16 protein-coding genes are annotated in these 13,404 nt (G+C 37.6%); 14 read left to right on the top strand and 2 right to left on the bottom strand.

All coding sequences use genetic code 11. The features are described from left to right. Positions 1-29: 29 nt before the first annotated feature. The 13 genes from ACFPYN_RS04805 to ACFPYN_RS04745 all read left to right on the top strand — a co-directional run bounded on the left by ACFPYN_RS04805 (position 30) and on the right by ACFPYN_RS04745 (position 12,005). Positions 30-1,550 (top strand): ATP-binding cassette domain-containing protein, encoded by a 1,521-nt coding sequence (locus ACFPYN_RS04805; protein ID WP_377732872.1) that lies wholly within the window; start codon positions 30-32, stop codon positions 1,548-1,550. Positions 1,551-1,562: 12 nt separating this feature from the next. Next, the gene (locus tag ACFPYN_RS04800; protein WP_377732871.1) at positions 1,563-2,738 is read left to right on the top strand and encodes a sugar ABC transporter permease; all 1,176 of its coding nucleotides are present in this window, start codon (positions 1,563-1,565) and stop codon (positions 2,736-2,738) included. Positions 2,739-3,015: 277 nt separating this feature from the next. Beyond that, a complete protein-coding gene (locus ACFPYN_RS04795) occupies positions 3,016-3,990 on the top strand; it encodes a substrate-binding domain-containing protein (RefSeq protein ID WP_377732870.1) in 975 nt (324 codons plus the stop codon). Next, positions 3,990-5,456, top strand: a complete 1,467-nt coding sequence (locus tag ACFPYN_RS04790; RefSeq protein ID WP_377732869.1) for a sensor histidine kinase — start codon at positions 3,990-3,992, stop codon at positions 5,454-5,456. The genes ACFPYN_RS04795 and ACFPYN_RS04790 overlap by 1 nt, the downstream gene beginning before the upstream one ends. After that, positions 5,431-6,975 (top strand): response regulator, encoded by a 1,545-nt coding sequence (locus ACFPYN_RS04785; protein ID WP_377732868.1) that lies wholly within the window; start codon positions 5,431-5,433, stop codon positions 6,973-6,975. Before ACFPYN_RS04790 ends, ACFPYN_RS04785 begins: the two co-directional genes overlap by 26 nt. Positions 6,976-7,010: 35 nt before the next feature. After that, positions 7,011-8,093 carry a D-xylose ABC transporter substrate-binding protein gene (gene xylF / locus ACFPYN_RS04780; RefSeq protein WP_377732867.1) on the top strand — a complete coding sequence of 361 codons (1,083 nt, stop codon included), beginning with the start codon at positions 7,011-7,013 and terminating at the stop codon, positions 8,091-8,093. A 100-nt stretch (positions 8,094-8,193) separates the two neighbouring features. After that, positions 8,194-8,451 (top strand): hypothetical protein, encoded by a 258-nt coding sequence (locus ACFPYN_RS04775; RefSeq protein WP_377732866.1) that lies wholly within the window; start codon positions 8,194-8,196, stop codon positions 8,449-8,451. 2 nt (positions 8,452-8,453) lie between these two features. After that, entirely contained in the window at positions 8,454-8,756 is a 303-nt protein-coding gene (locus ACFPYN_RS04770; RefSeq protein ID WP_377732865.1) for a GNAT family N-acetyltransferase, read from the top strand. 410 nt (positions 8,757-9,166) lie between these two features. Then, a complete protein-coding gene (locus tag ACFPYN_RS04765; protein WP_377732864.1) occupies positions 9,167-9,883 on the top strand; it encodes an alpha/beta fold hydrolase in 717 nt (238 codons plus the stop codon). Positions 9,884-10,093: 210 nt separating this feature from the next. Next, on the top strand, positions 10,094-10,393 hold the full coding sequence (locus ACFPYN_RS04760) for a hypothetical protein (protein WP_377732863.1): 300 nt from the start codon (positions 10,094-10,096) through the stop codon (positions 10,391-10,393). A gap of 104 nt (positions 10,394-10,497) precedes the next feature. Then, a complete protein-coding gene (locus ACFPYN_RS04755) occupies positions 10,498-10,797 on the top strand; it encodes a hypothetical protein (protein ID WP_377732862.1) in 300 nt (99 codons plus the stop codon). Between the two features lie 193 nt (positions 10,798-10,990). Beyond that, positions 10,991-11,458 carry a GNAT family N-acetyltransferase gene (locus tag ACFPYN_RS04750; protein WP_377732861.1) on the top strand — a complete coding sequence of 156 codons (468 nt, stop codon included), beginning with the start codon at positions 10,991-10,993 and terminating at the stop codon, positions 11,456-11,458. Positions 11,459-11,471: 13 nt separating this feature from the next. Continuing rightward, positions 11,472-12,005 carry a dihydrofolate reductase family protein gene (locus tag ACFPYN_RS04745; protein ID WP_377732860.1) on the top strand — a complete coding sequence of 178 codons (534 nt, stop codon included), beginning with the start codon at positions 11,472-11,474 and terminating at the stop codon, positions 12,003-12,005. Between the two features lie 94 nt (positions 12,006-12,099). On the opposite strand, the gene ACFPYN_RS04740 is transcribed toward ACFPYN_RS04745, so the two are convergent. After that, a complete protein-coding gene (locus ACFPYN_RS04740) occupies positions 12,100-12,594 on the bottom strand; it encodes a lactoylglutathione lyase family protein (protein WP_377732859.1) in 495 nt (164 codons plus the stop codon). 173 nt (positions 12,595-12,767) lie between these two features. Beyond that, the gene (locus ACFPYN_RS04735; protein ID WP_377732893.1) at positions 12,768-13,067 is read right to left on the bottom strand and encodes a DUF192 domain-containing protein; all 300 of its coding nucleotides are present in this window, start codon (positions 13,065-13,067) and stop codon (positions 12,768-12,770) included. A 167-nt stretch (positions 13,068-13,234) separates the two neighbouring features. Here ACFPYN_RS04735 and ACFPYN_RS04730 point away from each other — a divergent pair, with 167 nt between their 5' ends. Continuing rightward, positions 13,235-13,393 (top strand): Flp family type IVb pilin, encoded by a 159-nt coding sequence (locus ACFPYN_RS04730; protein WP_377732858.1) that lies wholly within the window; start codon positions 13,235-13,237, stop codon positions 13,391-13,393. Positions 13,394-13,404 lie beyond the last annotated feature (11 nt).

The following is a 13,404-nucleotide window of genomic DNA, read 5'->3' as shown; positions in this document are numbered from 1 at the left end:
ACTAGTTGTTTTGTTAAGGAGGCGATCAAATGAGTGAATATATTTTAGAAATGAATGGAATATCTAAAGAATTTACAGGGGTCAAAGCACTCGACAATGTGAATTTCAAAGTAAAAAAAGGTGAAATTCATTGTTTAATCGGGGAGAACGGCGCTGGGAAGTCAACGCTAATGAAAGTACTTAGCGGCGTCTATCCTTATGGTACATATCAAGGTGATATCGTTTTTGAGGGGAATATTCAGCAGTTTAATAAAATCAGTGACAGTGTGAAGGTAGGCATTGGCATTATTTATCAGGAGCTTGCATTGTTCCCGGATCTTACCGTCTACGAAAATATATTCGCTGGTAACGAAGTGAAGCGGGGTCCATTCATCGACTGGAACCAAACCATCGTAGAGTCTAAGAAAATGCTGAAAAAAGTTAAGTTGAATGTGACGCCGGAAACGCTCATTAAAGACTTAAGTGTAGGGAAACAGCAATTAGTCGAAATTGCCAAAGCCTTGAGTAAAGAAGTAAAGCTACTCATTCTGGATGAACCGACTGCTGCACTTAATGAGGATGATAGCGAGAACTTATTAGAGGTGTTGACTGAACTTAAGAATCAAGGAATTAGCTGTATTATGATTTCCCATAAGTTAAAAGAAGTGATTTCGATTGCGGATAAAGCAACTGTGCTTCGGGACGGTCGAACCATTTGCACGCTCGATGCGTCAAAAGGCGAGATTTCTGAAAGTGTCATTATTAAAAACATGGTGGGTCGAGAAATCAATGATATTTATCCGAAGCGTGCGAACAAAACGTTTGGTGAACATGTTCTTGAATTAACGAACTGGTCAGCATTTGACGTCCAATTAGGCCGAAAAGTCGTGAAGGATGTCAATCTTCACGTGAAAAAAGGTGAAATTATTGGTATAGCAGGTTTAATGGGATCGGGTAGAACAGAACTCGCATTGAGCATTTTTGGTAATCCAAAAGCTTATAAATTGCAGGGTGATTTAGTCGTCAATGGTGCATCTAAACCAATCAAACACCCAAGGGACGCAATCAAGGCGGGAATCGCTTATGTGACCGAAGATCGAAAAGGTGACGGACTGTTTTTGATACAGGATATTAAGAACAATGTGTCTGTAGCTAATCTGCATGGCATCTCAGCGAATGGAATTATTAATATGAATGAAGAAGTTAAAGTTGCAACGGATTATAAAAAATCGTTAAACATTAAAGCTAGCTCGTTGGAACAAGTTGTCGGCAATTTAAGCGGTGGCAATCAACAGAAAGTATCGTTAGGTAAATGGTTGTTTGCTGGTCCTAGAATATTGATATTGGATGAGCCGACGCGTGGCATTGACGTAGGAGCGAAGTTTGAAATTTATACAATCATGAATAAGCTGATTAGCGAAGGGATGAGTATTATCATGATTTCGTCAGAGCTTGGCGAAGTATTAGGAATGAGCGATCGTGTGTACGTCATGGCAGAAGGTAAAGTAAAAGGCGAGATGGCGATTGCCGATGCCACTCAAGAAAATATTATGCAACTTGCTACGCAATAGGAGGTAAAACCGATGAACTTTTTGAATGAAGCGAAATCTCTATTTAAAGTGAATATTCGTGACTATGGTATGTACATTGCCTTGATTGTCATTATGCTAACCTTTTCCATCATGACGGACGGGTTGTTTATGTCTTCCCGAAATATTAGTAATCTATTAGATTCTGCAGGTTATATTGCCGTACTAGCTGTCGGGATGACACTGGTAATCGTCATTCGACACATCGATTTATCTGTAGGTTTTGCAGCTGGATTCCTTGGTGCAATCGCTGCAATCCTCCTCACACAAGTCGGCCTGCCGATTTATTTGACCATACCGATTATTCTTGTACTCGGAGTTGTTGTTGGGTTATTTAATGGTGTTTTAGTTGCCTCTATTGGAATTCCCTCGTTTGTAGCGTCTTTAGCTGGGATGCTTATCTTCCGTGGAGCACTTCTACAAGTGACTGAAAAAACAGGGACGATCATCATAAAGGACGACAACTTTAATGCGATAGGTAACGGCTTTATTCCATCAATTCTACAAATAAACGGCTTGCATTTACTCTCTTTACTAGTTGGTTTAGTCGGTATTTTATTGTACATCTACAGTGAAATCTCAACACGCCGAAGTAAGATCAAGTATCAGTTTGAAGTTGTTTCAAAAGGCATTTTCACACTGAAATTGATAATGGTTTCTGGCATTATTGCTTATATTACGTGGATTCTAGCAGGCTATAATGGATTTTCATGGACTGTGGTTATTATGCTATTGGTCGTTGTTGTCTATCATTTCCTTACAACAAAAACCGTGCTTGGTCGACATATTTATGCCGTTGGGAGTAATCCAGAGGCAGCCCATCTTAGCGGGATTAACGTGAAAAAAATTACGTATATCGTCTTTGGATCAATGGGAATGTTAGCAGCACTTTCCGGTATTCTCTTCACGGCACGTCTTCAATCAGCAACCACGACTGCCGGTACATTATTCGAGCTTGACGCTATCGCAGCTGCTTATGTTGGTGGTGTATCTTCTGCAGGTGGAGTTGGTAAAGTAACTGGCGCCATTATCGGTGCAATAGTTATGGCCTCTTTATCTAGCGGAATGAATTTACTAGGTGTAGGAATTTCTTATCAGTACATGATTCGCGGCGGTGTACTTGCCGGAGCAGTTATCTTTGATGTGATGACACGTAAACAAAGAGGATAGGCTTTAATAAGTAGTGAAGGGACATCTATTATATTCAGGTGTCTCTTCGTTCATTAACAAGATGCATGAATCCCCAATTTTCTAACCTCCTCATCTTAACATTCATCCTTTTTACTCCTACTAAACTCGTAAGAAATTGGCAAAGATTATTCCGTTATGGATCTCTTGTACATTGAAAGGTCTTGATACCTCTCATAAGTTGTCAGAAAGTATTGAAGATTCTCCCGTAGATGGTAAGATAAAAAGAGTTTCACGTAGGAAAAAGGAGACACTTCTATTGCGAAAAATAGGCATTATTATACTCTGTTGCGTATTCGCTATTCTTAGTTATTTTACGTTTGTATCAGCAGAAAAGGTCTTTAACTCCGATTTCCAACCACCTCAAACTTCAGCCCCTAATGAGGAACAATATCGACTTGTTCTCATTACCCAAGAACTTGAAACACCATTTTGGGACAAGGTCGGCGAAGGGGCGATTAAGCAAGCTCAAAAAGAAGGGGTTAGCCTGGAAGTATGGGGAAGTTATGGCAATAACCAAGATGATTTTTTGAAAAAAATTGAAATTGCGATTCATTCTAAAATGGACGGAATTATCGTACAGGGACTAGATACGGAAGAGTTTAAAAGTTTGACGAAAGTCAAATCTGCATCTTCTGGAATCCCGATTATTACAGTAGCGAATGACGTGCCTGTTGAGGAAAGTCTTAGAAAAACCTATGTCGGTTCAGATCAGATTTTAGCCGGGAAGATGATAGCCAAGCAGTTGATATCTGACATGGGACAATCAGGAAAAGTCATCATTTTAGGTGAGAGTGAACAGGAGTATCATCAACGGCAACGTCTTCAAGGAATCCAAGACGTGTTAAAAGGCTACCCGAATGTCGAAACCTTATATGCAGAAACAACGGATACGAAGGAGCAGGTAATCGCCGCTACACAGGATTTACTAAACCAGCTGCCTGATGTGGATGCATTTATCGCAGTTAATGCGAATAATGCAGGGGCCATGATACAAGAAATTGGCAGGCGTTCTCAAGTCGAACCGTATCATATTTATACCTTTGATGATGGACCAGAATCGTTGTCGTTGTTAAATCAAGGAAAACTCGACGGGATGATTGAACAATCCCCAGAGAAGATGGGTGAACTCAGTGTGAACTTAATCATGAAATATCTAACAGATGTAACCGTTCCTCTAAACATGGATGGTTATCTTACTGACATTCGTATAGTAAAGGCGACAGATATGTAATGAATACTATTCAGAAGAAAATATGGATGCTCGCGACGGTTGTGTTATTTATCATGGTATCGATTTGGCTGGCTTTCACTTATTACAATCAGAAAACGCAAAATCAATATAATGATATTTTACAACGCTATTTAATCATGAATGAAGTAACAAGCTCAAGCCAAAAAGTTATTACGGATCTTAACAACTATTTACTTAATCCGTCACTTGCTAATCTCGAACAGATTAATGTGAGTCAAGAGAAAATTCGATATGCAAAATACGAAGTCTACAATTTGGTCAACGAAGAGAATGAGTTTGCATTGACCAACTATATTAATTTGATTGACAGTTTCATTGAAACGACCAATCGATCACTGATGTTTCAGTCAGAAGCAGAAGTAGAGGCATCCGCAAAAGAATTTTCTGAAGCGACGCGCATCTCTAAGTATATTTCCGAAATGACGCTCACTGTGATCGACACCGAATTGAAGACATATGACGTCCTCTATCGAGGGATCATTGAGCAATCCGTCGAATTTAAAAAGCTGGGTGTTTGGTTGCTTCTATTAATAATCGTGTCGCTTCTTTTGCTGACGTATTGGTTCTCGTTAACCATTACAAGACCCGTGCATCAATTGACGAAGGCTGCCAATGAGCTGTCTAAAGGCCGATTCGATATGCAAATCAAGGTAGAGTCTAATGACGAAATTGCTTTTCTCGCAAAGACATTCGATCATATGCGTATCAATATAAATAACTTAATTTCAGAAATTCAACAAAAGGCTCAGCTTGAGCATGAGTTGCAGCAGAATAAGCTTCTGTTGAAAGAGAGTCAGCTTCGCAGTCTGCAAAGCCAGATTAATCCACACTTTTTGTTTAACACGCTAAACACACTTTCCAAGAAGGCATATCTAGAAGGTGCTGAAGAAACGAGTGATTTACTCGTCAGTGTTGCCGGTTTGCTACGCTACAATTTAAAACGTTTAGACCGATCCGTTACACTCTACGAAGAAGTCATCGTTTTACAGCAATATATGGAGATTCAAAAAGCCAGGTTTACGGACCGTTTAGAGTTTCATATGGACATAGACGAGTCTTGTCTGCAAATGCAAATTCCTGGTCTAACCTTACAACCGATTGTAGAAAATGCAGTCATCCATGCTATCGAGCCGGAGGAAGATGGGGGTAGCATTTGGTTCCGAGTGTTTGATGGAGACGAACGGGTGACGATTGAAATCGAAGACGATGGCGTGGGCATGTCGGAGGATAAAATCAAGCAAATTCTAGAGGAACGTCTCGTCGAATCGGAAGGACACTCAACTGGAATTGGATTTAGTAACGTCGTCAAGAGACTACGTCTGTTCTATGGCTATGAGGACGTAATCCATATTGAAAGCAAAGAAGGTCGCGGTACGAAAGTTGTATTGAAATTACCGAAAGTAAGGAGAATCGAGAACAATGAGAAAGCTCCTGATCGTAGATGACGAACCAATCGAGCGGGAAGGAATGCAAGCAATCTTGCACAAAGCTTACCCAGAGCTCGAGATTAAACAAGCGAAAAACGGCAAGGTCGCTGTCGAAATGGCCGGTGAGTTTAAACCGGAATTAATCTTAATGGATATTATGATGCCCGGGATGAACGGTCTTGAAGCAGTAGAGCAAATAAGTGCGGATCATCCAGACATCAAATTCGTGATGGTGACAGCTTTTGATATGTTTGATTACGCGCGACAAGCGATTAAGCTTGGTGTAAAAGACTATTTACTGAAACCTAGTAAAGCCAGCGAAATCGTCGCCACGGTTGGAAAAGTGCTAAAGCAAAGTGAAATCGAACAGAATTCACTAGCAACGAGTAAGTTTCAACAAGAAGCCATGCAAAATGCATTGACACTCGTTGAAACCGACGTTGTCACTCAATTATTATTTGATCATGTGCATGAAGTCCATATAGACATGCTCGTTGAGATGTTGGACATTCGGTCGACGAATGAAAAATTTGTTATGGTCATCTTGTTACCTTCAGGTTCAGAAAAATACTATTCTGCCATAAAAGATAAGGTTAGGCAGACGGGAAGCGGCTGGGTAGGGGCTTTATACGGTCGTCAACTCCCCATTATTGTCTTTCGCCAGCCTGACAAGTCGTTCCGTTCTCAAGTGATTTTCCTTGCTAATGAAATTCTCTCTATAGCGAAGAAATCTAATTTAGTAGAAGGATGGTTTATTGGAATTGGCAACGTCTGTGATTCGCTGGACCAAATTAGACAATCCTATCAGGAATCATTAATAGCAACAATGGATACAACACGTCCCGTTAAATATCGCTTTTATTCAGATGTGCCAGCATTGAATCCCATAAGCGACGGTCAAGAAGCCAAACAATTGGAAAAACAGTTTTTTGAACAAATCCGCCTCGGGCAATGGGAGCAAGTAAGGGTAAGAGTGATGGATTTAACTCATCGTTACGAAAACGAGGGTGCCATCTTACTGCAAACACAACAACGTGTACTGGAACTACTTTGGATCACAACGCGCGTCATGAGCGAGATGGGCATTGAAACGGATGCACCTTTCTATTCCTTCCAAGCGCAAGATTATCGACAACTTCGAGCAGAGACCGAACATTTACTTGGGCAAATGCAGCAATCATATGTAGAACACTATGATCAAGTAGAAGTGGATAAGATTCATCAAATCAAACAATATATTTTCGACCATTCACATGAAGATATTTCTTTAGACGCGTTAGGAAGAAAAGTAGATTTGAGTCCGATTTACATTAGTAAAATGTTCAAGGAAAAGCTGGGCATCAATTACATCGATTTCTTAACTGAATGTAGGATTGAAAAAGCCAAGAAATTACTAAGTGATCCCGAGAAAAGCTTAAAAGAAATCACCTTTGAAGTCGGTTATCACGAACCCAATTATTTCAGTAAGGTATTTAAAAAAATGTGTAGTGTTTCCCCGAAAGAATACCGAAATAGTCTTTTGGGCAAAAAGGACTGACAAGGAAAAACATAACCGCAAAAGGAGAGAAGCCGATGAGACAGATATTGATCAAAGGGAGACTCCTCCTGCTCGCATTGGTATTCATGTTCATCGCTTCGGCTTGTGCAAAAGAAGTAGCCAAACCCACGAAAGAGGAGCGGATTAGTCCTCCGCAAAGTGAAGCGTCTACTAATGAAAAAATCAAAATTGGTTTTTCTATGGATACTTTACAGGAGGAACGCTGGCTTAGAGATAGGGATCTGTTCAAAGAGTCAGTTGAAGCGTTAGGAGCGGAAGTTGTGATTATGGCAGCAAACGGCGATGATGCGTTACAAATTTCTCAAGCAGAAACCCTTATTAGCCAAGGTGTTGATCTTCTCATTCTTGTTCCTCACAACGCTGAATCGACTGCAACAATCGTTCATAAAGCTCACTTGGCAGGAATTAAAGTCATCGCGTATGATCGTTTAGTGAAAAACGCGGATATTGATTTATATGTTTCTTTTGATAATGAGAAAGTAGGGGAAATGCAGGCGAAAGCAATGACCAAGTTGGTTCCAAAAGGCAACTATGTGTTTATCGGAGGGGCTATTACGGATAATAATGCGCATTTATTGAAGAAAGGCGTATTCAACGTGCTTCAGCCGTTAATCGAAAAAGGTGACATTAAGATTGTATATGACCAATGGACGAAGGATTGGCTACCTGCTAATGCATTGGCAAACATGCAATCAGCATTAAAAGCGAATGGGAATCAAATTGACGCAGTCATCGCTGCTAATGACGCAACAGCTGGCGGTGTCATTCAGGCATTGATGGAACAAGGGCTTGCAGGGAAAGTTCCAGTAGCTGGACAAGACGCAGAACTAGCAGCCGCACAACGCATTGTTGAAGGTACTCAATCAATGACCGTCTATAAACCGATAAAAGCGCTAACTGACGAGGCAGCACGGCTTGCGGTCGCACTAGCAAAAGGCGAAACCGTAGGAGAATACCAAAAAGTGAATAACGGAAAAATAGAAGTGCCATCGTTTCTACTATCGCCAATTGCAGTGGATCAGTTAAATATCGATGATACGATTATTGCCGATGGATTTCATTCTAGACAGGATGTATATAAGTTGTCGGGAGAATAAATGAAGTGACTTCAGAACGTTGCAGTTGAAGAACTATTTTAAGGGAGTATGTAATTATTCCTAAACATCGTGGAAAATAAATGGTAAAAAGGTGATCAACATGAAAGTTCCAGAAAAATACGAAGCAATTAAATTCTTAGAGGGTAAAAGAGTTTATCTTAGACCAATAGAAAATGAAGACTTAGATTTGTTCTATGCTAAAGCTCTTTGGGACAAGGAGGTTAGGAGACTAACAGGAACACAAGTTGTATTTAGTCGATTAGGAGTTCAAAAATGGTTTGAAAACATATCAGAAGATAGTAGCAGGGTAGACATAATAATTTTTTGCAGGAAAATGATCAACCTATTGGAGATATAGCCATGTTGGATATTGATCACAAAAATCGAAACTCTGTAGTTCGAGTCTCTATATTCAATCGTGAATTTTGGGGCAAAGGTTATGGTACTGAAGCGATGTCATTGCTACTAAAATTCGGATTTGAAATATTAAATTTACATAGGATAGGATTGAATGTCTTTTCTTACAATACTAGAGGAAAGAAGTCATATGAAAAGCTTGGATTTAAACAAGAAGGAATAGTCAGAGATGAACTCTTTTATAATGGACAATATTATGACTCCATTTTAATGGGCGTTCTGAAAGATGAATTTAATCAGAATTAGCCCATCTCAGTTTAATACTAAATTCAAAAGCAGCCGAAAGTACATATTCGGCTGCTTTTCTTTTGTTTAATATCAGGAAATCTTTAGAGTAACAAAGGTGTGAAAGAATAAAACGAAATTGGGATTTAAAGGGATATGAGCATTTTTAGCGAATGTAATAATTATTGAAGATACGGAGATAAAGTATAATCCTCAGTTTCGTAGCACATTTCTTATCATTCTTACCTAAGTGAAGATGGTTAAGAATGATACTGATTAAGACTACCTTCATAATAGTCATTGGGTGGACATTATTTATGCTATTGGCAATGGTAATGAGTTCAGATGGGTAACCACTATGACAAAGAATATGGCGCTCTTAAATTAATTTAACAGTTAATAAAAAAACAACTTAGAAAAGTGGGATGACTTTGTTATTACATACGGAAGTTTTTGGGGATGGGGAACCACTTGTATTCCTTCATACGGGATTACAAACTGGTTTACTTGATTTTACATATCAGAGAGAATATTTTAAAAATAATTTTAAAGTTATTCTTCCGGATTTAAGAGGACATGGTAAATCAATTGAAGATGATATTTCGAATTTCTTTGAGGACTCTGCAAAAGATTTACTTGAAACTCTCAATCATTTAGAAGTGGAATCAGCACATATTGTTGGGTGTTCTTTGGGTGCATTAGTGGGCTTATACTTTGCTAAAATGTTCCCGCAAAACGCAAAAAGTTTATGCATTTCTGGTGTTTTACCGGAGAAACCAGATAACTGGCTGGAATTACACAATGAAAACGTAGAAGGTCAGACTCAATTATTACATCATGAAGAATCGGTAAAATACTTTGATCGTGTACATAAATCTGATTGGAAGCAGTTCCTCTATATGGGGAGAAATGAAGAATGGTATCCATTTGAAGAGACAAAAGATTTGGATGGCATTGCGTGCCCTGTGCTATATATGGTTGGTGAAGTAAATAAAGACGAAACAAAAGGAGCTATCGTGTACCCGTTAATGAAAGAGAATGTGCACGTATCAATCATTCCCTTTGCAGGCCACTTAATTCATTCTGATCAACCAGAAATATACTCAAAAGTACTAGACCTATTTATAAGTAAGGGAGATCAAGTTTAATTAACTTATCGATATCAAAAGGGAGCTTAGAACATGGGATGGTTAATCTTTGTGGTAATTGCCTATTTGCCGATTATTTATAGAATCAATAGACGTCTAAATTATTTGGAAAACGAAGTGGAAAGACTAAATAGAGAAAAAGACATTATTTAACTAGAAATCTATCCTATCAATACTAGAACAAAGTGAAATGAAAAAGGAGGTGGATTTTTGGAAACGTTTAAGAAGTATTTGCTAAGTAATATCCTTTTAATTGGCTTTCATATTTTGATGTACTTCACAGCAGCCATGGGTTTTGGAAGTGTGAGCTCTAATCCGCCTCAAATTGTGGTTTTTCAAGCAATTCTTATGATGTCTGTTACTGGAGCTTCTCCTAACCTTTTTATCTTTCTATATTCCTTATTTAAAAAGAAGAATATTGTAGAAAATGCGCTATGGGCATTAGTGTTTTCATTGATTGTTATGGTAGGTTATTTCACAGTATTTTGGGAGCTGCTCAGGATGTCGTGATTGTTTTTGAAACAATCAGGACAGCCTATGTAGTTAGAATTTACATAGTAAAAAGTATTTCCCTCTAATTACTAACATAGTGAAATGAAAAAGGAGGGGGACTTTTGAAAACGTTTAAGAAGTATTTGCTAATAAATATACTTTTAGTTGGCTTTCATTTTATGATGTATTTCGGTGCTGTCATGGGTTTTGGTTCAGCAACGGGTCGTCCCCCTAAAATCGAAATAATTAAATTTTTATTAGTTTTTTCAGCAATTGGAGCGTCTCCTAACCTAATAGTTTTTCTGTTTTCAGCGATAAGAAGAAAAAGCATAGGAGAAAATGCACTATGGGGAACAGTATTTTCACTAATTGTTATGGTAGGTTACTTTGCTTTATATTGGAATCTGCTTAATGTGTCCTAATTTATGAACTGAATCTAAACATCAATATGATAAAATCATTTTTAAAACGGATATTTTAAGAATAGCCATACTAAATAAAAGTATCCTCATTGATTTTAGTATGGCTTTTAAATAGGAGGAATTATATGTTGCTTTATTATTGATTCAAACTTTACGGCCGTATATAAATTGCAATGATAAAGGAGTGTTTTTGTTGAAGCTGAAATTTGAAAAAATGAATGAAGAGGAATTTGATAATTATCTAGAATTTTTTATACCAGACTATGCTCAAGATCTTTCTGTGAATTTTGTTCTTCCCTTAGACAAAGCAATGGAAGAGTCTAAAGACTTGATGAATGATTTACTTCCAAATAAGCAAAATTCAGATGGTCAATTTTTATACAATATTCACTGTACTGAACAGAAAGAAAAAGTAGGGATGATTTGGTATAGTATTCAGCCGGATATTGATAGAGCCTATATCTATCATATCTATATTAATGAAGAGTTCAGAAAGATGGGATATGCCAGTTCTGTTCTTCTAGAATTAGAAGGTATGGTGAAAAGTTCAGGAATAACATCCCTTGGTTTAAGTGTTTTTGGTCAAAATCAACATGCTTATTCTCTTTATAAAAAACTTGGCTACAAGACGGCTGCTATTTCAATGGGGAAAAACATATAAGGATGGGGATTTCATGAGTAGTCAACGGAAATTAGTATTGTTCATTGCTACGAGTTTAGATGGGTATATTGCGACAAAAAATGAATCATTAGATTGGCTGTTTAAGGTTGAAGGTGAAGGTGATAATGGCTATTCAGAGTTTTATGAGACTGTGGATACCATTTTAATGGGGAGAAAAACATACGATTGGATTCTGAACCATGAACCAGAGGCGTTCCCATATAGTAATAAAGAATGTTTCGTCTTTTCAAGATCAGTTAATGGTGAAAACAAAAATGTGGAATTTGTTAATGAAGATATAGTTAGTTTTATGAATAAGCTAAAGAACGAAGAAGGGGAAAATATCTGGATTGTCGGTGGGGGAGAATTATTACACGGTTTTATAAAGGAGAAATTAGTAGACGAATTTATACTTACAGTTGCACCTACCTTAATTGGAACAGGTATTTCCTTGTTTAAAGAGGATGATTATCAACTGGAACTTTCTTTAAAAGGAACGAGGCGTTTCAATCAATTCGTGGAACTTCATTACGAAGTGAAAAAGTGAAAAGACATCAAGTTTTAAGAAAAAGATGTGAACTAAGTAACATAATCACTTAGCTTACATCTTCTTTTTTTAGTAAATGGAGAATGATTTTACTTTAGTATGCTCCCTTTGAATAAGTTACTTCATAGCTGTGGCTATATACCTCAAATATTATGCCAAACGGATCTTCTACATAACACATTCTATATGGCTTTTCCCCAGGATAATATTCTCTGATAGGCATTCGTTGTTTTCCACCAGCTGCAACTATCTTCTTGACCATTCCTTCAATATCAGGGTCTTGAATACTGAAGTGGAATACGCCACTCTTCCAATATTCAAAGTTATTTTCTGGCTTTTGACTATTTCTAAACTCAAATAATTCTATTCCTATTCCATCTGACGTTACCATGTGAGCAATATTAAATGTTTTCCAACCTTCTCCAAATACATCTATGCACATTTGACCAATTGCTGTATCACTTTCTTCAACTACTTCTGATGGTTCCATTACGATATACCATCCCATTACTTCGTTATAGAATTTTATGGCCTCTTCTAAATTTGTGACTGATAATCCTATGTGTGAAAACGCTCTTGGATATGTCATTTCTAATCTCTCCAATTTCTATGTTGTATTTTCTAGATGAAAATTATTATACGTAGTACCTTTTACTTTAACAAGACGGCACTATTTTGTGCCATAGGTTCGAAAAGAACCATACTACACATTTGTTGAACCTTTTGTGTAGATAGTGAGTAAAGAGTAACCATAGTCAGAACTTATATATCAATCGTGTCCCCCTCACAAATATTCCATTTACTAATTGTGCCGCTAGGTAGCTCAAGTGTGGAATAAGCCGAGTGGACAGGTGAAACAATTCGCCATGGTTTCAAGTTTAGGACTACTTTCACTACTATATTATTTTGATTAAGAAAGACCACATCAATTGGGAATCTCATAAAAAACATATGAATCGAGTTGCATGACGTGATTAAGAGCCCTTCATCAACTATAGGACTCTTGTAAAATAGAAGACCTCTAAATCTCGACCAAAAAGTAGTTGCATGTTTAATCCTCACTGTAAGGTTTATTGTTTTACTTTTGTATATCAAAGTAATCACTCCTCAATTTCATATAATCCACTATACGAAAAAATTTAATTCTTAAGTACTAGATGTTGTTCAAATTTAATATATTCATGTAAGTTCGTTAAACCGAACAATCAAACACTTGGAGGTAATTAAAGATGAATCAATTAAAGAAGCTTTTCAAGGAAGAAGACGGACAAGCGTTAACGGAGTATGGGTTGTTAGTGGGATTAATTGCAATTGGAGTTATCGCGGTTTTAGCAGCTATAGGACCAAAATTAGTAACGATATTCGCAAAAATTAGAGATGCAATATAAATAACTTTATT

The sequence above is a fragment of the Paenisporosarcina macmurdoensis genome (assembly GCF_042658845.1).
Taxonomy (GTDB): Bacteria; Bacillota; Bacilli; order Bacillales_A; family Planococcaceae; genus Paenisporosarcina; species Paenisporosarcina macmurdoensis.
The sequence above is the reverse complement of the archived record's forward strand: the minus strand, read 5'-3'. Positions and strand labels throughout refer to the sequence as shown.

Coding starts and splice junctions, on each gene's coding strand:
- ACFPYN_RS04805 (WP_377732872.1), top strand. CDS start 30: ATGAGTGAATATATTTTAGAAATGAATGGAATATCTAAAGAATTTACA.
- ACFPYN_RS04800 (WP_377732871.1), top strand. CDS start 1,563: ATGAACTTTTTGAATGAAGCGAAATCTCTATTTAAAGTGAATATTCGT.
- ACFPYN_RS04790 (WP_377732869.1), top strand. CDS start 3,990: ATGAATACTATTCAGAAGAAAATATGGATGCTCGCGACGGTTGTGTTA.
- ACFPYN_RS04785 (WP_377732868.1), top strand. CDS start 5,431: ATGAGAAAGCTCCTGATCGTAGATGACGAACCAATCGAGCGGGAAGGA.
- xylF (WP_377732867.1), top strand. CDS start 7,011: ATGAGACAGATATTGATCAAAGGGAGACTCCTCCTGCTCGCATTGGTA.
- ACFPYN_RS04775 (WP_377732866.1), top strand. CDS start 8,194: ATGAAAGTTCCAGAAAAATACGAAGCAATTAAATTCTTAGAGGGTAAA.
- ACFPYN_RS04770 (WP_377732865.1), top strand. CDS start 8,454: ATGTTGGATATTGATCACAAAAATCGAAACTCTGTAGTTCGAGTCTCT.
- ACFPYN_RS04745 (WP_377732860.1), top strand. CDS start 11,472: ATGAGTAGTCAACGGAAATTAGTATTGTTCATTGCTACGAGTTTAGAT.
- ACFPYN_RS04740 (WP_377732859.1), bottom strand. CDS start 12,594: ATGACATATCCAAGAGCGTTTTCACACATAGGATTATCAGTCACAAAT.
- ACFPYN_RS04730 (WP_377732858.1), top strand. CDS start 13,235: ATGAATCAATTAAAGAAGCTTTTCAAGGAAGAAGACGGACAAGCGTTA.